This is a genomic window from Clostridium lamae (assembly GCF_033043255.1).
Classification (GTDB): domain Bacteria; phylum Bacillota; class Clostridia; order Clostridiales; family Clostridiaceae; genus Clostridium; species Clostridium lamae.
This window is the reverse complement of record NZ_JASCQJ010000013.1, coordinates 1-25,079: the sequence shown is the minus strand read 5'-3', so window position 1 is coordinate 25,079 and position 25,079 is coordinate 1. Positions and strand designations below refer to the sequence as shown.

At 28.9% G+C, this 25,079-nt stretch carries 22 protein-coding genes and 1 riboswitch; of the genes, 21 read left to right on the top strand and 1 reads right to left on the bottom strand.

Going from position 1 to position 25,079, the window contains the following annotated elements; genetic code table 11:
- The 4 genes from QK892_RS08425 (at nt 1) to QK892_RS08410 (ending at nt 3,854) form a co-directional block, all read left to right on the top strand.
- Complete coding sequence (locus tag QK892_RS08425) at nt 1-1,086, top strand: ABC transporter permease (RefSeq protein ID WP_317273099.1); 1,086 nt, start codon at nt 1-3, stop codon at nt 1,084-1,086.
- On the top strand, nt 1,043-2,032 hold the full coding sequence (gene yjfF, locus QK892_RS08420) for a galactofuranose ABC transporter, permease protein YjfF (RefSeq protein ID WP_317273098.1): 990 nt from the start codon (nt 1,043-1,045) through the stop codon (nt 2,030-2,032). Before QK892_RS08425 ends, yjfF begins: the two co-directional genes overlap by 44 nt.
- A 45-nt stretch (nt 2,033-2,077) precedes the next feature.
- Nucleotides 2,078-2,177: riboswitch (purine riboswitch) on the top strand.
- 50 nt (nt 2,178-2,227) lie between these two features.
- Complete coding sequence (add, locus tag QK892_RS08415; RefSeq protein ID WP_317273097.1) at nt 2,228-3,226, top strand: adenosine deaminase; 999 nt, start codon at nt 2,228-2,230, stop codon at nt 3,224-3,226.
- Between the two features lie 70 nt (nt 3,227-3,296).
- On the top strand, nt 3,297-3,854 hold the full coding sequence (locus tag QK892_RS08410; RefSeq protein WP_317273096.1) for a DUF6512 family protein: 558 nt from the start codon (nt 3,297-3,299) through the stop codon (nt 3,852-3,854).
- A 47-nt stretch (nt 3,855-3,901) separates the two neighbouring features.
- On the opposite strand, the gene QK892_RS08405 is transcribed toward QK892_RS08410, so the two are convergent.
- Nucleotides 3,902-5,554 (bottom strand): carboxylesterase/lipase family protein, encoded by a 1,653-nt coding sequence (locus QK892_RS08405; RefSeq protein WP_317273095.1) that lies wholly within the window; start codon nt 5,552-5,554, stop codon nt 3,902-3,904.
- A gap of 457 nt (nt 5,555-6,011) precedes the next feature.
- Between QK892_RS08405 and QK892_RS08400 the strand changes: the two genes are divergently transcribed.
- The 17 genes from QK892_RS08400 (at nt 6,012) to QK892_RS08320 (ending at nt 24,858) form a co-directional block, all read left to right on the top strand.
- Nucleotides 6,012-6,599, top strand: a complete 588-nt coding sequence (locus QK892_RS08400; RefSeq protein ID WP_317273094.1) for a TetR/AcrR family transcriptional regulator — start codon at nt 6,012-6,014, stop codon at nt 6,597-6,599.
- Nucleotides 6,600-6,741: 142 nt separating this feature from the next.
- Nucleotides 6,742-9,483, top strand: a complete 2,742-nt coding sequence (locus QK892_RS08395) for a sigma 54-interacting transcriptional regulator (RefSeq protein WP_317273093.1) — start codon at nt 6,742-6,744, stop codon at nt 9,481-9,483.
- A 206-nt stretch (nt 9,484-9,689) separates the two neighbouring features.
- On the top strand, nt 9,690-9,992 hold the full coding sequence (locus QK892_RS08390; protein WP_317273092.1) for a PTS sugar transporter subunit IIB: 303 nt from the start codon (nt 9,690-9,692) through the stop codon (nt 9,990-9,992).
- Between the two features lie 41 nt (nt 9,993-10,033).
- Complete coding sequence (locus QK892_RS08385; RefSeq protein WP_317273091.1) at nt 10,034-10,375, top strand: PTS lactose/cellobiose transporter subunit IIA; 342 nt, start codon at nt 10,034-10,036, stop codon at nt 10,373-10,375.
- A gap of 42 nt (nt 10,376-10,417) precedes the next feature.
- Nucleotides 10,418-11,737, top strand: a complete 1,320-nt coding sequence (locus QK892_RS08380) for a PTS sugar transporter subunit IIC (protein ID WP_317273090.1) — start codon at nt 10,418-10,420, stop codon at nt 11,735-11,737.
- Between the two features lie 32 nt (nt 11,738-11,769).
- On the top strand, nt 11,770-13,140 hold the full coding sequence (locus tag QK892_RS08375; RefSeq protein ID WP_317273089.1) for a glycoside hydrolase family 1 protein: 1,371 nt from the start codon (nt 11,770-11,772) through the stop codon (nt 13,138-13,140).
- 277 nt (nt 13,141-13,417) lie between these two features.
- On the top strand, nt 13,418-14,392 hold the full coding sequence (gene uvsE / locus QK892_RS08370; protein ID WP_317273088.1) for a UV DNA damage repair endonuclease UvsE: 975 nt from the start codon (nt 13,418-13,420) through the stop codon (nt 14,390-14,392).
- Between the two features lie 187 nt (nt 14,393-14,579).
- The gene (locus QK892_RS08365; RefSeq protein WP_317273087.1) at nt 14,580-16,346 is read left to right on the top strand and encodes a methyl-accepting chemotaxis protein; all 1,767 of its coding nucleotides are present in this window, start codon (nt 14,580-14,582) and stop codon (nt 16,344-16,346) included.
- Nucleotides 16,347-16,601: 255 nt separating this feature from the next.
- Complete coding sequence (locus tag QK892_RS08360; protein WP_317273146.1) at nt 16,602-17,849, top strand: dicarboxylate/amino acid:cation symporter; 1,248 nt, start codon at nt 16,602-16,604, stop codon at nt 17,847-17,849.
- Nucleotides 17,850-18,024: 175 nt separating this feature from the next.
- Nucleotides 18,025-18,282, top strand: coding sequence for a hypothetical protein (locus QK892_RS08355; protein ID WP_317273086.1), 258 nt, complete (start codon nt 18,025-18,027; stop codon nt 18,280-18,282).
- A gap of 17 nt (nt 18,283-18,299) precedes the next feature.
- The gene (locus tag QK892_RS08350) at nt 18,300-19,547 is read left to right on the top strand and encodes a DNA polymerase Y family protein (protein WP_317273085.1); all 1,248 of its coding nucleotides are present in this window, start codon (nt 18,300-18,302) and stop codon (nt 19,545-19,547) included.
- Nucleotides 19,548-19,773: 226 nt separating this feature from the next.
- Nucleotides 19,774-20,097 carry an ArsR/SmtB family transcription factor gene (locus QK892_RS08345; protein ID WP_317273084.1) on the top strand — a complete coding sequence of 108 codons (324 nt, stop codon included), beginning with the start codon at nt 19,774-19,776 and terminating at the stop codon, nt 20,095-20,097.
- A 19-nt stretch (nt 20,098-20,116) separates the two neighbouring features.
- The gene (gene arsD / locus QK892_RS08340; RefSeq protein ID WP_317273083.1) at nt 20,117-20,485 is read left to right on the top strand and encodes an arsenite efflux transporter metallochaperone ArsD; all 369 of its coding nucleotides are present in this window, start codon (nt 20,117-20,119) and stop codon (nt 20,483-20,485) included.
- 19 nt (nt 20,486-20,504) lie between these two features.
- A complete protein-coding gene (arsA, locus tag QK892_RS08335) occupies nt 20,505-22,250 on the top strand; it encodes an arsenical pump-driving ATPase (protein ID WP_317273082.1) in 1,746 nt (581 codons plus the stop codon).
- Nucleotides 22,251-22,264: 14 nt separating this feature from the next.
- Nucleotides 22,265-22,669, top strand: coding sequence for an arsenate reductase ArsC (locus QK892_RS08330; RefSeq protein WP_317273081.1), 405 nt, complete (start codon nt 22,265-22,267; stop codon nt 22,667-22,669).
- Between the two features lie 9 nt (nt 22,670-22,678).
- Nucleotides 22,679-23,731: an ACR3 family arsenite efflux transporter gene (gene arsB / locus QK892_RS08325; RefSeq protein WP_317273080.1), complete on the top strand. Its 1,053-nt coding sequence runs from the start codon at nt 22,679-22,681 to the stop codon at nt 23,729-23,731.
- A 200-nt stretch (nt 23,732-23,931) separates the two neighbouring features.
- Complete coding sequence (locus QK892_RS08320; RefSeq protein ID WP_317273079.1) at nt 23,932-24,858, top strand: DMT family transporter; 927 nt, start codon at nt 23,932-23,934, stop codon at nt 24,856-24,858.
- Nucleotides 24,859-25,079 lie beyond the last annotated feature (221 nt).

Sequence of the window (25,079 nt, the reverse complement as noted above, 5' to 3'; positions counted from 1 at the left end):
ATGAATGCAATAAAAAGTATAAGGAAACATCAAATATTCTGGCCTCTTGTGGCACTTACCTTAGTTTTATTATTTAATTTATTTTTTACTCCAGGGTTCTTCAAAATAGAAATGAGAGATGGACATTTATTTGGTAGCTTAATAGATATTGTTAATAGAGGTGCACCTTTAATGATTTTATCTATAGGTCTTACCCTTGTAATAGCAACCTCTGGTACAGATATTTCAGTTGGATCTGTAATTGCAATTACAGCAGCTATAGTTGCAAGCTTAATTGGTGGAGAAATGAGTTTTGTAGATGGAGTTCAAGAATATGTTAGTCTAATTCCAATGCCTTTAGCAATTATTATTGGACTAGTAGTAGCTTCCCTTCTCGGTCTTTGGAATGGTGTATTAATAGGGAAAATTGGAATTCAGCCTATTATTGCAACTATGATATTAATGGTTGCTGGAAGAGGAATAGCACAGCTTATAACAAAGGCTCAGATAATTACAATTTATTATAAGCCATATTTCTTTTTTGGTGGAGGATATTTATTTGGATTACCATTTTCTATTTATATAGTAGCTATTTGTCTTTTGCTTATAATACTTCTTGTTAAGAAAACAGCCTTTGGATTATTTATACAATCTTCAGGATGTAATTCTACAGCAAGTAAATATGTTGGGATTAAAGTTGATTGGATTAAGGTTTTTGTTTATACAATATCAGGTTTATGTGCAGGTATTGCAGCTATACTATTAAGCTCTAATATTAAATCTGCTGATGCCAATAATTTAGGTCTATATGTAGAACTAGATGCAATTTTAGCTGTTGCTATTGGAGGAAATCCTATGTCAGGAGGTAAGTTTTCTATTCCTTGTAGTATGGTTGGCGCATTGATTATTCAAAGTCTAACAACTACTATTTACTCTTTTGGTGTTCCACCTGAAGTTACATTAGTTGTAAAAGCTTTAGTTGTAATTACTATTTGTTTATTACAATCTGAACAATTTAGAACTATTTTTAGGAATTTGATTGATAAGAAGAGGGGGATTAATAGTGCAAAACTTACTAGTGTTGAAAAACAAAATATTACAAACTAAATACTTACCTATATTTATAACAGTAATTCTATTTTTAGGTTTATGTGCTTTTGGAACTTTTAAATATACAGGTTTCTTTAGACTACAAACATTCTTGAATTTGCTTATTGATAATGCCTTTCTACTTATAACAGCCATTGGTGTTACATTTGTTCTTATTACTGGTGGTATAGATATATCTGTTGGAGCCGTAATTGCTTTTGTATGTATGCTATCTGCAGATCTTCTTGAAAATAGGGGTTGGAATCCTTGGATTGTTATTTTATTTATGCTTCTAATTGGATGTGTTTTTGGAACATTGATGGGTATTTTAGTAACAAAATTTAAAATTCAGCCTTTTATAGCAACACTTGCAGGAATGTTTTTGGCTAGAGGGTTATGTTACCTTGTAAGTATAGATACTATAACTATTACTAATGAAACTTATTCAAAAATAAGCCAAGCTAGAATAAAAATTGGTGATGGATTTATTTCCTGGGGTGTAGTTATTGCCATAGTAGTTTTAGTCTTAGCAATATATATACTACAGTACACAAAGTTTGGAAGGGCAGTATATGCAATTGGTGGAAATGAGCAATCAGCAAGACTTATGGGACTACATGTTGATAGGACGAAGATTTTAGTTTATACCTTAAGTGGATTTTGTTCAGCACTTGCAGGAGTTGTATTTAGTTTTTATATGTTATCAGGTTATGGACAACATACAGTTGGTTTAGAAATGGATGCAATTGCATCAGCTGTAATAGGGGGAATAATGTTAACAGGTGGAGTTGGATACGTATTTGGAACTTTGCTTGGAGTACTTACACAGGGAGTTATACAAACTATAATAATTTTTGAAGGAACATTGAGCTCTTGGTGGACAAAAATTGTTATTGCAGCACTTTTATGTTTATTTATAATACTACAACGAGTATTTATTATTATGAAGGACAAAAAAGTATAATTTTTTATTGACTATTTTAGTATTTGTGTTAAAATTAGTATAATTTAAAAGGAATATAAAATACTTCGTATAACCCTAATAATACGGTTTAGGGGTCTCTACCAAGAACCAATAATTCTTGATTACGAGGAAATCATTTATTTGTGATTTCTTCGTAGTCAGGAATTTTTTTTATATAAAAAAGGAAGTGATTGTTTGGATATTAGTAAGTTGCCAAAAGTAGAATTACATTGTCATTTAGATGGAAGTCTAAGAGTTGAAACTGTTATAGAGTTTGCTAAAAAGGAAGAGATAGTTTTAGAAAGTTATGAATATGGCTACGTAAAAAATTTATTGACAGTTGGAGAGACATGTAGTTCTTTAGATGAATATTTACAAAAGTTTGATTTACCTAATATGGTATTACAAACTAGAGAAAACTTAAGAAGAGCAGCATATGAATTATTGGAAGATGCAGCAAATGAAAATGTTAAATATATAGAAGTGAGATTTGCTCCAATTTTTCATATAAAAAAAGGACTTAAATTAGAGGAAGTAATCCAAAGTGTAATTGAAGGAATTAGAGATGCAGAAAAGATTTATGATATAAAGGGAAATATAATAGTATCTTGTATAAGAGGATTAGGATTGGAACATGTATATGAGTCTATAGAAGCAGGAGAAAAATTTCTTGGAAAAGGTGTTGTTGCAATAGATTTAGCAGCTGCAGAAAGAGAAGACTTTGTTTATGAATATGTAGATGCAATAAAATTGGCTAAGGAAAAAGGATTTAGAGTTACTATTCATGCAGGTGAAACAGGCTTTGGGAAGAATGTAAGAGATGCTATAAAGCTCTTAGGAGCAGAAAGAATTGGACATGGTTTATTTATTTATAATGATGAAGAAGCTTATAATTTAGTAAAGGACTTGGGAGTTACTTTAGAAATGTGTCCAAAGAGTAATATTGATACAAAAGCTGTGAATATGTATAGTGAGCATCCTATATATAAATATCATAAGGATGGAATAAAAGTAAACATTAGTACTGATAATAGAACAGTTTCAAATATATCTTTAAATGAAGAAACTAATAATGTGATAAATACATTCAATATGACTTTAGATGAATATAAAGAAATTTATAGAAATAATGTACAAGCAGCCTTTTGTGATTATAGAACAAAAGAAAACCTTATAAAAATCTTTAATGCTTAATTCAGGAAAATGTATTTATTTTAAATTTCTCCATAAAATATTATAGAGATATTTTAAGGGGAGAAATAATATGGAATGTAAAAGGTTGTTTAAGTTTGAAATTATTGGGGTGTTAGTTATTTTTGCTTTAGGTTCTCTATGGCATTCTCTTTATGAATTTTCAAATGAGAATATGCTTATAGGACTTATAGCACCAATAAATGAAAGTGTTTGGGAACATTGGAAATTGGGCTTATATCCAATTTTAATATACTCGGCTATAGAGTATATTTTTGTAAGAAAAGAAGCTAAGAATTTTTTGTTTAGTAAGTTTATTGGAATTTTAGTTTTTGATCTGGTTTGCTTTTCAATAATTGCTTTGTGGAATTTATTTTTCAAAGATTCTAGCGGAACTACTGAAATGATAGTAGATATAGTAGCTTACTTAATAGGGATATTAATTGGGCAAACAATATCCTATGTCATAGCTTGCATAACTTTACCTAATAAAAAGTTAAGATACATAGCAATAGTAGGTATAGTGATTCATATCATAGTATTTATAATTTTTACATTTAAACCTCCAATGAGAGAATATTTTAAAGATAAAAAAACAGGTGAGCATGGCATTTATAAACTAAAATATTAGTAAGAAAAATGACCTCTTTTAAATTTAGAGGTCATTTTTGTATTTATTTATTTTATATTCTTTAATCTAAGATTCTCTTCGTGGATATCAAACAATTCTAAAGCTGATTTATTAGGAGTTTTTATCATTTCAACCTTGTCACCTAATCTCATTGCTTGATCACTTTCTTCATTATATTCTCTCCAAGTTGGTAATGATTGGCCATTAGGATTACCTGTTGTGGCAAAATTAATCCAATATGAAGACATGATATCAGATAGTTTTTTATCTATCTCTGTGTATGGTAAATCAATTTTATCCAGGTTATTGTAAGCATATGATATTTCTGCTGAATGATATGCACCTAGTTCTTTAAATCTAGATGGACCAGGTTGTACTTTGTCAAAATAATAATAGTAAGCTTTTGACTTTCCTGTTTTGCTTTGTAGCTTTGCCCATGTATTCATTTGCCAAGTAAACAAGTGGTCTGTTGATATTTTAACTTGAGACTCTACGGCTTTGTTATTTGAATCTGCTGGATAAAGTTTTAATAATTCATCTGCTAGTGAGCCGTATCTTTTTGCAACAATGTCTTTAAATTTATCAGCACTAACAGTAGCAGTTGCTGGCCAAGGTAAAGTTAAAAGAGAGCCCTCATCAGAGTTACTACCTACGAGAATAGGTACATCATTTTGATTTCCTTCTTTAAAAATTTTATAAACCGTATCTGGTAAAACATAACCATCTATATTAGGAACTATGGTCTGATTCTTAGAAAGTTTTAACAAGTCTTTAGCAGACATTTCGCGCATATCAGAAATAGAAGTTTTTTCTAAAGACTTTTGAATTTCAACTCCATCTTTTTCAGCTTCTGATAATTTTCTTTCAGGGTTTCCTCCAGATTCTCTACTTTCGGAACTGAAGAATGCTCCACTCTCAGCAATTGCTCGATGAAATAGGCCCTTTGCTAGCGGGGATGCCATAAGAATGTTAACAGATCCTGCACCTGCAGATTCACCAGCGATTGTAACATTATCTGGATCACCACCAAATTCTGAAATGTTATTTTTTACCCATTGAAGAGCAGCGATTTGATCTAAGATCCCATAGTTTCCTGAAGAATTGTATTCTGACTCTTTTGTTAACTCTGGATGTGCCATAAATCCAAAAATTCCAAGACGATAATTAATGTTAACAAAAACCACGCCTTTTTTCGCCATATTTTCGCCATTATACACGTCCATTGAACCAGAACCATAGACGAATGAACCACCATGTATATATACTATGACTGGTAGACGTTCGTTACTTGATTTTGCGCTACTCCAAACATTTAAGTATAGACAATCTTCACTTACTTTTTCATTATATTTTATACTAGAATTCTTCAGTAATTCATCTGTTCCAAGTGCTAGTCCTAAATATTTTGAGAAAATAGGGAGTGATTTACTCTGCATTGCTGCATCTGAGAAGTGATCCAATTGACGAACTCCATCCCAAGATTTTGCTGGTTGAGGGGATTTCCATCTTAATTCTCCTACTGGAGGAGCAGCATAAGGGATTCCTGTAAATTCCCTTACTGTTTTATCTTTGTTGTAAAATCCTGATACCAAGCCGTTTTGAGTTTTTACAGCATCAGTTGCAACTCGTCCTTCCATAGAGTATAATGGTCTATTTACTTGGAATGGATTGGTAAACATAGAATTAAACCCAAGAACCACTATAATAAGAATCAAGAAAATAACCTTGAATGTAGAATTAATAAATAATATAAACTTTTTTAAACTTACTACAATAATGCCAACAATAAAAAAAATTGCCCAGCCAATTATTGAATTATCATTGATTAATAAAAAAATTCCAGATAAAATCATGATTAGTATATATGGAATTAAAAAACTTAAGGGGAATTTATTCTTACTAGTAATCATAGAGTTCTTATTTGTACTTTTTTTCATGGAATAGCTCCTTTATATTTTCTTTAAATTTTTACATAATTAAGTGTAATTTACAATTTTATTTAATATATAAATTTCGAGACATATGAACCGTAAATATGATAGTAAGAAGATATAAATATTATTTAATGATATACTTGTACCATATGTGGTTACTATTATATAATTGAGAACACACAGAGTCAACGGTTAATACCGATGTGAAACAGGAGGTAGATACATGTATCATATAAGTGAAGATAAAAGATCATTTCAATCTAGTGAATGGATTTATATGGCATTAAAGGATTTATCAGATGAAAAAAAATATGAAAGTATAAATATAACTGATATTGTAAATCGTGCAAATATAGGGAGATCAACATTTTATAGAAATTTTGATACAAAAGATGATGTTTTAAGATTTAAATGTGATCAAAAATGCATAGAGCTAAAGGAATATCTTTTAGAATATCAATCTAAAAATGAAATACCTCTAGGACCATTGCTCACAAAGCCATTTACTACATTTTGGTCTAAGAATTCAAGTGTTATTGAACTTTTAATAAAAGTTAATAGAATAAATATTTTACATGAGTCCTATGCCGATATTTTAAGGAAATACTACAATGATAATATAGATAATATGGATGAAATGAGTTTAAAGTATGCAGATTATATATTAGAAGCAAATGTCAGTTCTGCAATAGCCGTGCTTGTTAAATGGATAAAAAATAATAAACGTGAATCTCCAGAGGACTTATCTCAAATAGTTATATATCAAACAATGCAAAATTTCTTAAAACTCAATATTCACAATAAAGAATGAGTCTTTAATATTAAAATTATTTTAAATGTTACTTTTAAGAGAAAAAAGTGGTTATATTTATAATTTAATAATTCAAAAAGGATTTACCAAAGCTATAATAAATGCAATCAAATTACTGAATAATTTTTGGAGGCAACTTTATATGAAAAACGAAAAATTAGAGGATAAAATATATAATTTTATAGAGGCAGAGTATGAAAAAAGAAATAATGACTTTAAGGGGATAACTACAAATTACATAGCAGACACTCTTAACGTAATGCGTCCAAATGTTAGTGCTATTTTAAATAAGCTTCATAAAGAAGGGAAAATAATAAAAATAATTGGAAGGCCTGTTCTATATTCAATACCAGAGATAAATGAAAAAAGTATTGAAGGGATAATGGGGAAATCTACTTTTAGAAACTTAATAGGAAGCGAAGAAACATTAAAAAAGTCTATACAGCAGGCTAAAGCTGCTATTTTATATCCACCTAAAGGATTGCATACTTTACTGCTAGGCCCTACGGGTGTCGGAAAAACTATGTTCGCAGAAGTTATGCATAGGTTTGCTATAGAAAATAATGTTTTAGATATTAAGGCACCTTTTATTGAGTTTAACTGTGCAGATTACTCTAATAATCCTCAAATGCTATTATCACAATTATTTGGATATAAAAAGGGTGCATATACTGGAGCAGAGAATAGTTATGTAGGAATAGTAGAAAAGGCAGATGGTGGAATATTATTTCTAGATGAAATTCATAGATTGCCTCCAGAAGGTCAAGAGTTATTGTTTTATCTTATCGATAAAGGACAGTTCTCACCAATGGGAGATGCAGGTGTCAAGAAACAGGTAGACATATTGATAATATGTGCAACAACTGAAGAAAAAGATAGTGCTTTACTACAAACCTTTAGTAGAAGAATACCTATGACAATAAATATTCCATCATTAAGGGAACGTACAATAAAAGAGAAATTTGAATTTATAAGTGACTTTTTTAAAGAAGAAGCAAGTAGAGTACATAAAGAGTTAGTAGTTAAAGATGAAGTTTTAAAAAGTTTAGTATCTTATAACTGCCCAGGAAATGTAGGACAACTTAAAAGTGATATAAAGCTTATTTGTGCCAATGCATTTATAGATTCTTTATCAAGGAATTCTAAAAAGATAGAAGTTGAAATAATACACTTGCCTGAGCACGTAAAAAAAGGCATGCTTTACCAAAAAGAGTATAAAAAAGAATTAGAAGATTTAATAAGTTTTAAATTTATATCTTTTACTAATAAAGGCGTGGGTAATAATGGTAAAAAGGTGGAGGAGTTTTGTGAAGAAAATTTTTACGAAAGAATAGAAAAAAGATTAAATGAATTAAATAAAGACCATTATAATGAAGAAGATATTAAATTAATAATGAAGTATGAAATAGAAAAGAACTTCAGAAGTTATATAGATAGATTTCAAAATAATAATATAGAAATTTCAAAAGTTGTATCAAAAAAAGTAATAAATTTAGTAGAAATATTATTAAGGGATGCTTCTGAAAATCTTAAGAAAGCATTTTCTACTAAGATTTTTTATGGATTGTGTCTTCATATTGAGGCTACTATAGATAGATTAAGATCTGGGAAAATAATAATAAATCATAACATTAGTGATATTATTACTAAATATCCTGAGGAGTATAAAATATGTAATAATTTCAGTTTAGAATTAGAGAAAAATTTAGGAGTTAAAATTCCTAAGGATGAAATTGCATATATGACAATGTTTTTAAGTGCCGATAAGATTGAAGAAGAAGGAAGGGGTAAAGAACCAGTTATTATTATAGCAATGCATGGTAGAAGTACTGCAACCTCTATGGCTGAAGTTGTGAATAGGTTGTTAAGTATCGATACAGTATTAGCATATGATATGAGCTTAGACAAAAGTTCGCAGGTATGTTATGAAGAGCTTAAGACTTTAATTGTAGATAAAAACAATGGATCTGGAGTAATATTGTTAGTAGATATGGGCTCTTTAAGTATGTTTGGAGAGCTAATAAGTAATGAAACGGGTATAAAAATTAGAACTATAGAACTTGTTACTACAGTTGTGGCATTGGAAATAGCTAGAAGGGCAGAAACTGAAAGAAATATTGATACTATATGTGATTATGTAAATAAAAATATGGCTATGTCATTAAATTATGGAAGTAAATTATTTAATAAGAATGTTTCAAATAAAGAAAATGTAATAGTTACTGTCTGTATAACTGGAGAAGGAAGTGCCATGAGAATAAAAGCACTTATCGAAGATAACATAGATTTAGATAATAAAAATATTGAGATAATCCCTATAGCAATTAGTGAACGTGAGGAAATGAATAAAAGGATATCAAAGATATTAAAAAGCAAAAGGATAGTTGCTATAGTTGGTAGTATCGATCCAGGGATTCATTCTATTCCGTTTATATCTTTAACGGATCTAGTTATGTTTAATAGATATGATAAAATTAGAAATATAATAAAAAGTATAGATAATATAAGGAATAAAGTTCTTAAAGATTATGAGTATGTTCAAAATCAGATTTTTGATGAAATAAGAGGCGATTTAGAAATTCTAGATATAGAAACCTATAAAAAATCCTTTAATATATTTTTGGAAAATGTAGTTCAAAGGATGAATATAGAATTTGATTTAGATATGTTTATAGCTCTTACTTTTCATATGACTTGTGCGATTAACAGCATAATTAAAAATAACAAAAGAAAATCCTGTAAAAGAAAAATTGATTTTAAGATAAAATACCAAAGTGAAATGGATATAATAAAAGAGAGTTTAAGAGGTATAGAAAAATTGTATTCAATAGATATAGATGAAGATGAGATATGTTTTATTTTAATGATTATAAAAAGAATATAAACCATAAGTGTAGTAGTATTTAATACAGATTGTTATATAGTATAAATAGTGTATGATAATTTATAAATAGTGTATTAAATAACTAATACATAAGTAGGAACGAGGGCATTTTATGGCATATAAAATGCCCTTTTTTGATGTTTATAAATTTTGGCACAAGAATTGCTTTTAAAGTTATTGAAAATATTTATAAGGAGGAATAATTTATGAGGATACTATTGATATGTGCGGCAGGAATGTCTACAAGTCTTGTTGTTGAAAAAATGAAACAGGCTTTGGCACCAGATGAAAAGGATTTTATTATTAAAGCTAAAGCTGGAGAGGACTTTGAAGAAGTGGTAGAAAATTATGATGTAATTTTACTAGGACCTCAAATTAGATTTAGAAAAAAAGAACTTGAGAAAAAAACTGATAAGCCTATTGGAGTAATAGATAGCATGGATTATGGGTTATGTAGAGGTGATAAAATATTAGAACAAGCAAAGGAACTATTTAATAGCAGCATATAAAGTGATAATAATTAGATACATTAAAAGTAGGAGGATTGAACATGGATGAAATGGAGCAAATAGTATTTAGTTTAATTACAAACTCTGGTGAGGCAAGAAGCTATGCATTTGAAGCTTTAGATGAAGCGATGTCTGGAAAATATGAAGAAGCAGTAGATTTAATAAAAAAATCTAATATTGCAATAAGCAATGCTCATAAAATGCAGACAAGTTTAATTCAAAATGAAGCAGTAGGAAATAAAACAGAAGTAAGTTTACTGTTAGTACATGCGCAGGATCATTTAATGACGTCTATATTAGCTAGAGATTTAATTGAAAAGATGATACATATGCAAAGTACTATAGTTAAATTAGAGAAAAAAATAATTTCAAATAAAATTTAAATAAAACTATTATTAGTTATAGTTAAAGTGAGGAGTGTTTCTATGAATACAAATTTTATAGAAGAAAAATTATTGCCTATAGCAGAAAAGGTACAAGCAAATAAATATATAACTGCTATAAGTAGAGGGTTTATTGCATTAACTGCTGCATCAATGATTGGTGCTGTTTATACTTTATTAAAGAGTCTTCCTTTGGGAGCAGGATACACAAATTTTTTAGCTTCCACTGGGCTTGATAAAATTCTAAATATACCTATAAGTGCAACAACAGAGTTAATGGGAATGTTTGTAGCCTTCTCTATAGCCTATCAGTTAGCGAAATCGTTTAAACGAGATGCTTTTGCTGTAGGATTTATATCTTTAATAAGCTTTTTTATCGTTACTCCATTTTCAACCAATGTATTAGATGCTGCTGGTAATTCTATAGCAGTAGAAGGCGTTATTCCTAAGACATGGATTGGAGCACAAGGTATGTTTGTAGCTATGATTATAGCGATTATAGTAGTGAAAATTTATGACTTTGTTATAAATAAAAATTGGAAGATAAAATTGCCGGAAGGAGTTCCACCGATGGTTGCTGAGCCATTTGAAGCAATAATACCTGCGTTTATAATAGTTACTATCTTTTTATTAGTAAGAGCAGGATTTCAATTAACACCATTCAAAGACGTTCATCAATTTATATATGGGTTAATTCAGGTACCATTTTCAAAGATAGGGAATTCTTTTATTGCATATATACTTGTTATTATGGCTGCTCAAATTTTGTGGTTTTTTGGTATACATGGTGCTACTGTTACTAAATCTATCATGATGCCTTTTTGGATTGCTGCAGCTACAGCAAATACAATAGCATTAGCTAATGGAGAACCAATTCCTAATATGCTTACAATGAACTTCTATGCCTTGACTACTATAGCACTTGGGGGATCTGGGAATACAATAGGCTTAAGTTTCTTAATGGCCTTTAGAGCAAAAAGTAAAAGATATAAAACCTTAGGTAAGTTAGGTGGTATTCCTAATATATTTAATATAACTGAGCCAATAATTTTCGGATTTCCTATTGTAATGAATCCATCAATGCTTATTCCGTGGATATGTACTCCATTAATAACATTTATAGTAGGATATGTTTTAATGAATATTAACATTATAGGAATTCCAGCTGTGTTACCACCTTATACAACTCCTTTTTTTGCAATAGGTTTTTTAGCTGGAGCAGGTATTAATTTCGGAATATTCGTGATATTAGCATCACTAATATCAGTAATCTGCTATTATCCATTCTTTAAAATTGCAGATAAAAAGGCATTAGAAGAAGAAAATATTGGAGCAAATAATAAGGAAGCTGTTGAAGCTTAAGATAAATATAATAAAACACAGGAGGATATAACATGAACAAGAATATAGGTACATTACAACAAAATTTTTTATGGGGAGGAGCTGTAACATCATTTCAAATAGAAGGAGCTTGGAATGAAGGCGGAAAAGGTATTTCAATAGTAGATAATAGACCTATTAAAGAAGGTGCTTCCGATTGGAACGTTGCTATAGATTTCTACAATAAATATAAAGAAGATATAGCTTTATTTAAAGAGCTTGGATTAAAGTCTTTTAGAACAAATATAGCTTGGACTAGAATTTATCCAGATGGAGAAAATCTAAATGAAGAAGGATTAAAATTCTACGATGATTTAATAGATGAACTCGTTAATAATGGTATTGAACCAGTAATGACTTTATATCACTTTGATATGCCATTAGTTCTTCAAGAAAAGTACAATGGCTTTGCATCAAGAAAAGTTGTGGATTTATATGAAAAATTTGCTAGAACAGTACTTGAAAGATATTCAGATAGGGTTAAATATTGGATAAGCTTTAATGAAATTAATAGTACTATATGGACAGAGCCATATGGAGCAAAATGCCCAGATGGAGTAAATGAAGATAAATTTTATTGTCAGATGATTCATAATGTCTTCATCGCTCACTCTAAAGCCACAAAAATTCTACGTGAAATTGATAAAGATGGAAAAATGGGCGGTATGATAAATTATTTATTCCCTTATCCAGCTACTTGTAATCCAGAAGATACAGTTTTAATGACGAAATTTAAAGAATATACCTCATACTTGTATTTAGATGTTTTTTCAAGAGGTGAGTATCCTAATTATTATATTTCTAGTTTAAGAAACAAAGGAATTGAAGTGGATTTTGAAGATGGTGATGTTGAGTTATTAAAATGTGGTAAGGTAGATTATTTAGGAATAAGTTATTACATGAGTGTAACTATAGGCTCAAGTAGTGAAAATAAGATAAATCTATATCCTAGAATGGATAATATAGTAAAAAATGAATATCTAAAAGCAAGCGAATGGGGATGGACAATAGATCCAGTAGGCTTTAGATTAGCGCTAAAGGATGTATATGAAAGATATAATATGCCTATATTTGTGCTTGAAAATGGACTAGGTGTAAAAGAGGAACTAGATGAAAATAACACAGTAGAGGATGATTATCGTATTGATTATCTGAAAAAACATATAGAAGAAATGAAGGTTGCTATATCTGAGGGTGTAGATATAATAGGTTACTTAACTTGGGGACCTATTGATATATTAAGTTCAAAAGGAGAAATGAGTAAAAGATATGGGTTTATATTTGTAAACCGTACAGAAACAGATTTGAGAGACTTAAAGAGATTTAAGAAAAAGAGCTTTAATTGGTTCAAAAAGGTTACAGAAAGTAATGCAGAAATATTATAGTAAATTTACTTTCACTTATGTAAAATAATTGAGTATTTGAAGATAAAGAGGTAGGAGCTTAGTATCAGTGGGCTACTACCTTTTTAGTATGTTGTAATAATATGTACAATCTAGAATAATGATTAATGTAGTAGTAGATGAATAAGGAACACCACAGTGATTACAATTAAGTCATTTATTATCAAATATTATTTTAGATGAACTACGTTTTAAAGGTTTATATTTAAAGTTATTAGGAAATAATATTTTCAAGTGATTCTTAGTTAGGAGAATAGATATGAAAATAAGACTTGGATATGTAGCTATTTCAAAAGTATTAGGCAAAAAATCAACAAGTTCCAGTACTGTTACCTTTTCAAATTATAGTAAAATTTCATCTGAAGAAAAGAAACTTGAGAAGCTAAAGACAGTAACATTATCAAATTTTGAAGCTCTTGAGCAAATATTAAAATATAATATAAAAAATCAAATACATTTTTATAGAATAACTTCTGCTTTAATCCCATTGGCAACTCATCCTGAGGTAGGTTATTGGGGACATAGAGAAATATTTAAGAAAGACTTTCAGTATATAGGAAAGCTTATTAAGGAATCAAATATGAGGGTGGATACCCATCCTGATGAATTTAATGTGATAAATAGCGTGAACTCTAAGGTTGTAGAAAATACAATTGTTAATTTAAGTAGGCAAGCAGAGTGGTTTGAAGATATGAATTATAAAGATGGAAAGATGGTAATTCATGTAGGTGGAGCAACTGGGGGGAAGGAAGAATCCCTAAAGAGATTTATAGAAAATTTTAATGAGTTTCCTAAATCAATAAAAGAAAGACTTATTATTGAAAATGATGATAAAACATATACAGCTAAGGAAACCTTAAATTTATGTAAGATTTTAAATATCCCTATGGTTTTAGATATACACCATCATAATTGTAATAATAATGACGAACCTATTGTAGATATTATAAAAGATATATTAGATACATGGAATAATGAAAATTTACCACCTAAGATGCATTTTTCATCTCCTAGAGATAAGAATTTAATAGATAAAGTTGATAAGAAACATTCAGATTTTATAGATGCATATGATTTTATAAGCTTTATTGAAACATTAAAGTTATTTAATAGAGATGTTGATATAATGCTAGAATGTAAAGAAAAAGATGTAGCCTTATTTAAATTGGTAAATGACATAAGAAATTTAAATCAAGAATATAAATGGCTAGATGAAACTACCTTACTTATATAGTTTGATACATCTTAAGTATGTATCAAAGATCTAATTTATATAAAAATAAATATTAAGAAATAAAAAATATTAAAAACTGAATTTATATATATTTTTATAGTACAGTTTTATTCTCCTTATACGAATATTTATAGAGAGATGAAAAAGAACCTTAAATCTATAACATATGCTATATAAGGAGGATTATATGAAAAAAGTTAAATCAAAATTAATTCTTATGACAATGGGAATAGCCTTAGTAACAGCTTTACTTATAAGTGTTACAATGACCATTCAAAATATAAAAAACAACAATAAATTATTATCTGCACAAAGGGAGAGTTTAATAGAAGATTATGACAAAATGATTAAAGAGCAAGTAGAAATTGCTATTTCAATGATAGATTCAATTAATGAAAAAACTAAAACAGGAGAACTTACAGCTGATCAGGCAAAAAAGCAAAGTGCTGATTTATTAAGAAGTTTAAAATTTGGTGAAGAGGGATACTTTTGGGCAGATACAATTGAAGGAGTAAATGTTGTATGCTTAGGAACTGAGGTTGAAGGAACAAATAGACTTGATTCAAAAGATGTTAAAGGCAATTATATGATAAAAGATATAATTGAAAATGGGAAAAAAGAAGATGGTGGATATACAGATTATTGGTTTCCTAAAAGTGGAGAAACTGAAGCTGTACAAAAAAGAGGCTACAGCAAGCTATATGAGCCATTTAATTGGGTAATAGGAACTGGAAATTACATAGATGATATTAATGAAATAATAGCGTTAAAAGAGACCGTACATAAAGAAGATTTAATAAATGGGATAATAATTAATATATTTTTACTTATAAGTTCTTTATCTATTGCACTAAGTTTAGCTTTGTATGCAAGTAAGAAAATTGTAACACCACTTATAAAAATAAAGGATTTCGCTATAAGATTATCTTCTTACGATTTTAGTGATCCAATTAATTTTAAGAGAAAAGATGAATTTGGGCAAACAGCTGATGCATTAAATCAAGCTCAGGAAAACATAAGGGATTTAATAAAGTTAATAATTAAAGATTCTGAGGAGATTGGTGCATCCGCAGAAGAACTTTCAGCAACAGTAGAAGAACTGTTTTCAAAAGTTGTTATTATTGATGAAGCTGTAGATGCTATTACTTCAGGAATACAAGAAAATGGAGCGGTGACAGAGGAAATAAGTGCATCTATGCAGGAAGTAGATGCGAGTATAAATATTTTATCAGAAAAATCACTAGATGGAAGTAATGTATCAAATTCTTCTAAAAAAAGAGCTAAGGATGTTAGACATAATAGCGAAGAGGCAATAAAAGAAACTAGAGAAATCTATAATGAAAAGAAAGAAAAGATGGAAAAGGCAATTGAAGAAGGTAGAGTTGTTGAAAGTATAAAAATTATGGCAGATACTATTGGGGACATTGCTGGACAAACTAATTTACTTGCTTTAAATGCAGCTATAGAAGCAGCAAGAGCAGGTGAGCAAGGAAAAGGCTTTGCTGTTGTTGCAGATGAAGTAAGAGTTCTTGCAGAACAATCATCACAAGCAGTAAAGAGTATTCATGAAACTATTTTAAAGGTACAACATGCATTTAAAGATAGTACTGAAGCAGGGATTGATATATTAGAATTTATTAATAGTAAAGTAAATTCACAATTAGATTCTTATGCTGAAACAGGGAAGAAGTATTATGATGATTCAGAATTTGTAAGCCAAATGTCTGATGAAATCGCTGCGATGTCTGAAGAAATAACAGCCACAGTTGGACAAGTTGGTGATGCAATTCAAAATATGGCTGGAGCTTCACAAGAATCAAGTGAACAAGCAGAAAATATTAGAGAAAGTATGAAAGAAGCTACAAATGCAATAGAACAAGTTGCTAAATCAGCTCAAAATCAAGCTGAACTTGCTCAAAAGCTTAATGAGATTATACAAAAGTTTAATATATAAGTTTAAATAATGAAAATCCAGTAAGACAATTAACTATCTTACTGGATTTTATTATTTAACCAACTTATACATTAGGATAAATGGACAAAGTAAAGTTTTCGCAAAAAATAGAATTTTTAAAATAAATAGTTCTTTTTTGTGAAAAAAAGCATAAAAGATATAAATATCGTCATTAATTTAGGATTTTTATTAATATTTAATAATTACTAGCATAAATATTTTCGATGAATGGAGGAACTTAAAATGCCAAAAAAGATAAATGTATTATCTAATTACAAGTCAAGCATTATACTATTAACTGCACTTATTATAGGTGGAGCAATTGGACTAATTATGGGTGAGAAAGCCTCAGTTCTTGCACCACTTGGGGAATTATTATTAAATTTGATTTTTACAATATTAGTACCATTAGTATTCTTTAGCATATCCTCAGCAATTGCTAATATAGGAAGTGGTAAAAAACTCAGTAAAATTCTTGGAGTTACAATTATAATTTTTGGATTTACAGCAGTAGTATCTTCAATTATTGGTACTCTTGGTTATATAGTTTTTAATCCAACGAAAGGGTTAGATATATCATCATTCACTTCATTATTATCTTCAAGTGAGGAAGTTGTAGTTGAACAGGTTGGTGTAATTGAGAAAATAGTTTTAAGTATAACTGTTGGAGATTTTTCTGGTCTATTAACTAGAAGCAATATGCTTGCAATAGTATTAATATCAATTTTAGTAGGTTTTGCTACTTTTCTAGCTGGAGAAGAAGGCACACCCTTTGCTAATCTTTTAAATAGCGGTTCTGTAGTAATGATGAAAATGCTAAGTATAATTATGTACTATGCTCCAATTGGGCTTGGATGTTACTTTGCCACCACAATAGGAGCATTAGGAGGACAAATAGCAACTGGTTTTGCAAAAGCTTTTGTTGTCTATCTTGGTATAACAATTGTTTATTTCTTTGCATTTTTCACTTTTTATGCTTTTATAGCTGGTAAAAAAGATGGTGTTAAGATATTTTGGAAAAATATTTCGGGACCTTCTGTAACAGCTTTAGCCACATGTTCAAGTGCAGCTTGTATCCCAATAAATATAGAATCTGCTAATAAAATGGGTGTATCAAAAACTTTAGCAAAGATTATAATGCCACTGGGAGTTAATATCCATAAAGATGGTTCTATTATTGGAGCTGTGTTTAAAATACTGTTTGTAATGGGTGTACTTGGAATTGATTTTATGAATTTTAAAACTATAATAATGGTAATTTTACTTTCATTATTAGTAGGTGCTGTTGTAGGTGCTGTTCCTGGTGGTGGAGCAATAGGAGAAATACTTATTTTAAGTATATTGGGATTCCCTCCAGAAACAATAGCTTTAATGCTTGTAATAGCTACAATAATAGATGCCCCAGCTACACTATTAAATTCTGCTGGAAATACAGTTTGTACAATGATGGTAGCTAGATTTACAGAAGGATTAAATTTTAATAAAGAGCAAATTGTAGAATAGTAATCTAAAAATAAATCATATTATTTAGGTGTTTAGTAATATAAATAATATGTAAATAAAAGAAAGTGTGTTTTTTGATTATTTTGTTCAATAAAAAGGCATAATATAATTATCTTTACAAAAGAACGTATGTTCGGTTATAATAAATTTATAAATTTCCAAGGGAGGGATATCTTTGAAAGTTGTTGCTAAACCAATACAAATGATAGCATGGTTTAATAAGGATGGTTCCATTAATCCTATTAGGTTTAAGATAGATGAAGATGAAGTTAAAGTTATAAAAATAGAGAAGATATTAAAAAGAGAAAAGGAAAGATTAGCTGGTAATATAATGGAGAGATTTGTATGTAGTAGTTGTATAAATGGAGAAGAAAAATTATATGAGATAAAATATGATTCAAATACTTACAAATGGATATTGTTTAAATATTAGAAGGGTAGGTTAATGGAGTGAATGAAAGAATAGTATTTCATATTGACGTTAATTCAGCTTATCTTTCATGGACAGCTATTAGGATGCTACAGTTAGGAGAAACTATAGAAGATATCAGAAAAATACCTTCCATTGTAGGTGGAAATAGAGATGAAAGGCATGGAATAGTCCTAGCTAAATCTATACCTGCCAAAAAATACGGAATAAAAACTGGGGAAACTATCGTAGAGGCATTAAAGAAATGTCCTAGTTTAAAAATATTTAGACCAAATTATAAGCTATATGTAGATTGTAGTAATGCTATGTATAACCTTCTTTATGAATATTCACCTCAAATACAAAGATATTCTGTAGATGAAGTTTTCATGGATATGGGTCATTATAAAGAAAATTATATGGAAAAGGCAGTAGAAATAAAAGATAGAATAAGAAGTGAACTTGGATTTACAGTTAATATAGGAATAAGTACAAATAAATTATTAGCTAAAATGGCAAGTGATTTTAATCCTAAGGATTCAATACACACTTTATTTAAAGAAGAAATAAAAGATAAAATGTGGCCCTTACCTGTAGAAGATTTATTTATGGTAGGAAGGGCAACTAAAATAAAATTAGATAAATTAAATATAAGCACAATTGGAGAGTTAGCAAGCTTTGATTTAAAGCTTCTTGAAAGTGTTTTTAAAAGTCATGGCAAAGTAATATATAACTATGCAAATGGAGTAGATGAATCTTCAGTTAGAAAATATAATTATATAGATGTTAAAGGAATTGGAAATTCTACTACTATAGCCTGGGATGTTACTAGTAAAGACGAGGCATTAAAGATAATATTATCTCTTACAGAATCTGTTGCCAATAGATTAAGAAATCATCAAAGCTTATGCAGAGTAGTCTCAATATCAATAAAAGGATATAACTTTGAAAGATATATTCATCAAAAGACTATAGATAACTATACAGATTCAACTGATGAAATTTTTAGTGAGTTATCTAAAGCCTTTGAAGAGTGCTGGAGGGGAGAACCTATAAGGCAAATTGGAGTTAGAGTAACAAAGCTATGTAGTAATGAATTTTTTCAAAGCTCTTTATTTGATAATAAAACAATAGAAAAACAACGTGCTTTAGATAAGGCTATAGATTCTATAAGAAATAGATATGGAAATAATTCAATAATAAGATCTACATTTCTCCATTCTGGAATAAAATCTATAAATGGTGGGAATGGAGAAGAAGATTACCCAATGATGGGGAGCATACTTTGATAATTGATAATTGAAAATGCATAATGTATAGTAAAAATCTTAACAATGTTTGAAATTGTTAAGATTTTTTGTTTATAAGCGTAACAAATTTAAGCGAAAAACATATCATATAGATATATATCTATTTAAGCAATATTAATACCATATATAAATGTGGTTATATTGACATTATATAGATAATAATCTATATTACAAATAGATATATATCTATTTAAGGAGAATTAATATGAATAATGATTATGAAATAAATGCTAAAATATTTAAGGCTTTAGGAGACCCTAATAGGTTAAAAATATTAGATATTCTATCCTGTGGAGAAAAATGTGCCTGTGATTTGTTAGAAAGTTTTGATTTTACCCAACCTACATTATCTCACCATATAAAGGTATTAATAGAATGTGGGCTAGTTCTATCAAGAAAGGAAGGTATATGGAATTATTATAAATTACATATAACTAATGCTAACAGATTAATTTTAAATTTAATGAATATCATTACTGATACTGATGAATGTATTTGTAAGCAAAAGGAATGTGTATGTAAAAAATAAAATAAGAGGTGTATAAATTATGAAGAAAATGATTATTTTTGATCCTGCAATGTGCTGCTCAACAGGGGTATGTGGCCCATCTGTAAATCCAGAGCTTTTAAGAATTTCTACAATATTAAATAACTTAAATAATAAGGGAATATTAGTTGAAAGATATAATTTAACAAGTAACCCTCAAATATTTGTTGACAACAAAACTATAAATGAAATATTGATGAAGCAAGATGTTAATGTACTTCCAGTAACAATGGTTGATGGGAAAGTTGTAAAAATGGGTAGCTATCCAACTAATGATGAAATTTGTTCTTTGTTAGAAATATCTCCAAATCTATTAAAAGCAGAAATTAAAAGCTCAAATTCTTGTTCTTGTAAGGGTGGATGCTGTTAAATAAAAGGAAGTGTTATATATGTATAAAACCTTTGATATAAAAGAGATAAACTTAACTAAATATTTATTTTTCACAGGAAAAGGTGGAGTTGGTAAGACTTCAGTGGCTTGTGCAACAGCAGTATCTTTAGCAGATGAAGGAAAGAAGATAATGCTTATTAGTACAGATCCAGCATCTAACCTTCAAGATGTTTTTGATATAGAGCTAAACAATAAGGGAGTTGAAATAAAAGAAGTTCCTAATTTAGTAGTAGCAAATTTTGATCCAGAAAAAGCAGCATCAGAATATAAAGAAAGTGTTATCGCACCATATAGGGGGAAGTTGCCAGAAGTTGTAATAAATAATATGGAAGAGCAACTTTCAGGATCATGTACAGTTGAGATTGCTGCATTTAATGAGTTTTCTTCATTTATTACTGATGAAAAGGCAGCTGATGAATTTGACCATATAATTTTTGATACAGCACCAACTGGTCATACCTTAAGAATGCTTCAATTGCCATCAGCCTGGAGTGATTTTATAAGTGAAAATACTCATGGTGCGTCATGCTTAGGTCAATTATCAGGCCTTGAAAGTAAAAAAGAAATTTATAAAAATGCAGTAGATAATTTAGCAGATGGTAGAAAAACAACTCTCATTCTTGTATCTAGACCAGAATTATCTCCATTAAAGGAGGCAGAAAGAGCATCTAATGAACTAAAAGAAATTGGTGTAAAGAATCAGGTTTTAGTTATTAATGGAGTGTTGGAAAATCATGATGATAAATTATCAACTGCATTATATAATAAACAACAAAATTCATTAAGGAATATGCCTAGTGATTTAAAAAACATTGAAACTTATAAAATCCCACTAAGACCTTATAATATAACTGGACTTGAAAATGTAAGAGCATTATTAAAAGACAGCAATATAAGAATAAGCTCAGATATAATAAAGGCAACAACAATTCCTAAATTGAAAAATATTGTAGAATATTTATTTGATAATAATAAAAAAGTTATTTTTACTATGGGAAAAGGAGGAGTAGGAAAGACAACTATAGCGGCTGCAATTGCAATAGGACTAGCTAAAAAAGGCAAAAAAGTTCATTTAACAACTACTGATCCAGCAGCTCATTTAAAGTTTGTTGTTGATGAAAATTACGGAATAACCTTAAGTAGTATTGATGAAAAAGAAGAACTAGAAAAATATAAGGAAGAAGTTTTAAGTAAAGCAAGAGAAACTATGAGTGAAGCTGATATGGAATATATTGAAGAAGACTTAAGGTCTCCTTGTACTCAAGAAATTGCAGTTTTTAGAGCTTTTGCAGAAATAGTTGAAAAATCTGAAAATGAAGTTGTAGTTATTGATACAGCACCAACCGGTCATACCTTATTACTTCTAGATTCAACCCAAAGTTATCATAAAGAAATTCAAAGATCAGAGGGAGATATACCTAAATCAGTTAAAAAGCTTTTACCAACCCTAAGGAATGAAAATGAAACAGAAGTTATTATTGTAAGCTTAGCAGAAACTACACCTGTATATGAAGCTGTGCGATTACAGAAGGATTTAAATAGAGCAGGAATAAAGAGCAAATGGTGGGTAATAAATTCAAGCCTTTATGCTACTAACTCTAATAATAAAATATTAAAAGCAAAAGCAAGTAATGAAATACAATGGATAAATAAAGTAGACGAAATATCTAAAGGGAATTTTGCAGTAATTGAATGGAAAGCTGAAGAAGTAAAAGGCGATAAACTATTAGAATTAATTAAGTAGAAGGAGATTTAAATATGAAAAAGAAGGTAGCATTTATATGTGTTCATAATTCATGTAGGTCACAAATGGCAGAAGCATTAGGAAAGTTATATGGAAGTGAAGTTTTTGAAAGCTATTCAGCTGGAACTGAAACAAAGCCACAAATAAATCAGGATGCAGTAAGAATAATTAAGGAAATATATAATGTTGATATGAGTGGAAGTCAAAAGTCTAAATTACTTACGGACATACCAGATGTGGATATTGTAATAAAGATGGGATGCAATGTAGTATGTCCTGTAATATCTGCAAGTTATGTTGAAGACTGGGGATTAGAAGATCCTACTGGTAAAAGTGATGAAGAATTTATTAAAGTTGCAAAAATAATAGAAGATAAGGTAAAAGATTTAGCAAAAAAGATTAGCAGAAAAGAAATATAGGAGGGAATTATGGAAGAAAATAAGGGAAAGGGACTAGGGATATTTGAAAAATATCTAACAATATGGGTGGCTGTTTGTATTATTATAGGTATTTCAATTGGACAATTACTTCCTATTATACCTGAAACATTAAACAAGTTTGAGTACTATAATGTATCAATACCAGTAGCTATTTTAATATGGCTTATGATATATCCAATGATGTTAAAAATAGACTTCTCAAGTATATTAAATGCTACAAAAAAACCTAAGGGGCTTATTGTAACTTGTATTACTAATTGGTTAATAAAGCCATTTACTATGTATGCAATTGCAGCATTTTTCTTATTTATAGTATTTAAAGGAATTATCGCACAAGATTTAGCTAAGGAATATTTAGCAGGAGCAGTTTTATTAGGAGCAGCACCTTGTACAGCAATGGTATTTGTATGGAGCCACTTAACAAAAGGTGATCCAGCCTATACTTTAGTACAAGTAGCAGTAAATGATTTAATTATTTTAATTGCATATGCACCTATCGTAGCATTTTTACTAGGAGTAAGTGATGTTTCCATACCATTTGAAACTTTAGTTTTATCAACTGTATTATTTGTTGTGATTCCTTTATTACTAGGGTATGTTACACGAACTATTGTAATTAAAAATAAAGATAAGAATTATTTTGAAAATGTATTTTTAAAGAAGTTTGATAATGTGACAGTAGTAGGATTACTTTTAACTTTAATAATATTATTTTCATTTCAGGGTGATACTCTAATAAATAATCCAATTCATATATTACTAATTGCAATTCCACTTACAATTCAAACATTCTTTATATTTGGATTTGCATATATTTGGGCAAAGTTTTGGAAATTACCTCATAATATAGCAGCACCGGCAGGAATGATAGGAGCAAGTAATTTCTTTGAACTTTCAGTTGCAGTAGCCATTTCTCTTTTCGGATTACAATCAGGAGCTGCACTAGCAACAGTTGTTGGAGTATTAGTTGAGGTTCCGGTAATGCTAACATTAGTAAAAATAGCAAATAAAACAAGAAATAGTTTTATTATTGAAAAATAAATCTAGAAAAGAGGTTATATAATACTTGATCTATTAACTGATGAGGGATCTAAGAAGTACAACTTTAAATTTATTAAAATAATTTAAAGTTGTACTTCTTTATTTTCTAGGAATTTATAAAAATATTACCCCATTATTAATTTAAATAGTATAATTACTTTTATATAATAACTTTATAATAAGTTGGAAGGAAAATAATTATGGATAAAGAAAAGTTTTATACTAATAAAATAAATATAATTTTTATTGCTATAATTTGTACGTTTTTATGGGGGAGTGCATTTCCATCAGTAAAAGTTGGATATGAGCTTTTTAATATTACAAGTAATGATGTAGGTGGAAAGCTTATATTTGCCGGATATAGATTTTTTTTAGCAGGGATTTTTGTACTTATATTACAATTAATAATGAAACAAAATATATTTAAGTTATCTATTAAAGATCTAAAAGAAATGACAATATTAGGAGTTGGACAAACTACTATTCAATACATATTCTTTTATTTAGGAATGACATATACTACTGGTGTAAAAGGTTCAATTGTTAATGGAACAAGTACATTTTTTAGCATTATATTAGCTCATATTATATATAAAAATGATAAATTAAATTTTAATAAGATTTTAGGTTGTATAATTGGATTTTTAGGAGTTATACTTGTAAATCTTGGAGGCGGAACTTCAGCTTTATCAGGTGGATTCTCATTTAAAGGAGAAGGGTTTATAATGATAGCAGCCTTTATGCTTTCAGTTTCATCATTATATAGTAAGAAAATCAGCCAAAATAAAGATGCCTATACTGTAACTGGTTATCAACTAGCCATAGGTGGATTAATTTTAACTATAATAGGATATATTTTAGGAGGCAAGCTTACAGGTTTTACTATAAAATCAACTTCCTTATTAATATATATGGCATTATTATCTGCAATAGCTTTTGCATTATGGTCACAGCTTTTAAAATACAATAAAGTAGGAATAATATCTGTTTTTAATTTCTTAATACCTGTCTTTGGAACGATACTGTCATCAATAGTACTTAAGGAAAATATCTTCGATATAAAAGTATTAATAGCTTTATTTTTAGTATGTACAGGTATTTACTTAGTTTATAAAAGAAAAGAATAGTAATAGAAATACTGTAGTAAATTTAAAATTACTGCAGTATTTTTTTATAAAATATAATTATTCAAAAGGAAAAAATTGGTGTATTATTAAACTATAATATAGGAATTGGAGAGAATTATGAGAAAGAGTACGGAGCTATTATTAATAAGATATATATCGTTTATTATACTAGCATATGAAATTATTATTGGAGAAAAAAATACAGGGATTAGTAGTATAAT

Bases quoted from the DNA above. Each gene is read 5' to 3' on its own strand.
- QK892_RS08425 (WP_317273099.1), top strand. From the start codon at position 1: ATGAATGCAATAAAAAGTATAAGGAAACATCAAATATTCTGGCCTCTT.
- QK892_RS08410 (WP_317273096.1), top strand. From the start codon at position 3,297: ATGGAATGTAAAAGGTTGTTTAAGTTTGAAATTATTGGGGTGTTAGTT.
- QK892_RS08400 (WP_317273094.1), top strand. From the start codon at position 6,012: ATGTATCATATAAGTGAAGATAAAAGATCATTTCAATCTAGTGAATGG.
- QK892_RS08395 (WP_317273093.1), top strand. From the start codon at position 6,742: ATGAAAAACGAAAAATTAGAGGATAAAATATATAATTTTATAGAGGCA.
- QK892_RS08390 (WP_317273092.1), top strand. From the start codon at position 9,690: ATGAGGATACTATTGATATGTGCGGCAGGAATGTCTACAAGTCTTGTT.
- QK892_RS08385 (WP_317273091.1), top strand. From the start codon at position 10,034: ATGGATGAAATGGAGCAAATAGTATTTAGTTTAATTACAAACTCTGGT.
- QK892_RS08380 (WP_317273090.1), top strand. From the start codon at position 10,418: ATGAATACAAATTTTATAGAAGAAAAATTATTGCCTATAGCAGAAAAG.
- QK892_RS08375 (WP_317273089.1), top strand. From the start codon at position 11,770: ATGAACAAGAATATAGGTACATTACAACAAAATTTTTTATGGGGAGGA.
- uvsE (WP_317273088.1), top strand. From the start codon at position 13,418: ATGAAAATAAGACTTGGATATGTAGCTATTTCAAAAGTATTAGGCAAA.
- QK892_RS08365 (WP_317273087.1), top strand. From the start codon at position 14,580: ATGAAAAAAGTTAAATCAAAATTAATTCTTATGACAATGGGAATAGCC.
- QK892_RS08345 (WP_317273084.1), top strand. From the start codon at position 19,774: ATGAATAATGATTATGAAATAAATGCTAAAATATTTAAGGCTTTAGGA.
- arsD (WP_317273083.1), top strand. From the start codon at position 20,117: ATGAAGAAAATGATTATTTTTGATCCTGCAATGTGCTGCTCAACAGGG.
- arsA (WP_317273082.1), top strand. From the start codon at position 20,505: ATGTATAAAACCTTTGATATAAAAGAGATAAACTTAACTAAATATTTA.
- QK892_RS08330 (WP_317273081.1), top strand. From the start codon at position 22,265: ATGAAAAAGAAGGTAGCATTTATATGTGTTCATAATTCATGTAGGTCA.
- arsB (WP_317273080.1), top strand. From the start codon at position 22,679: ATGGAAGAAAATAAGGGAAAGGGACTAGGGATATTTGAAAAATATCTA.
- QK892_RS08320 (WP_317273079.1), top strand. From the start codon at position 23,932: ATGGATAAAGAAAAGTTTTATACTAATAAAATAAATATAATTTTTATT.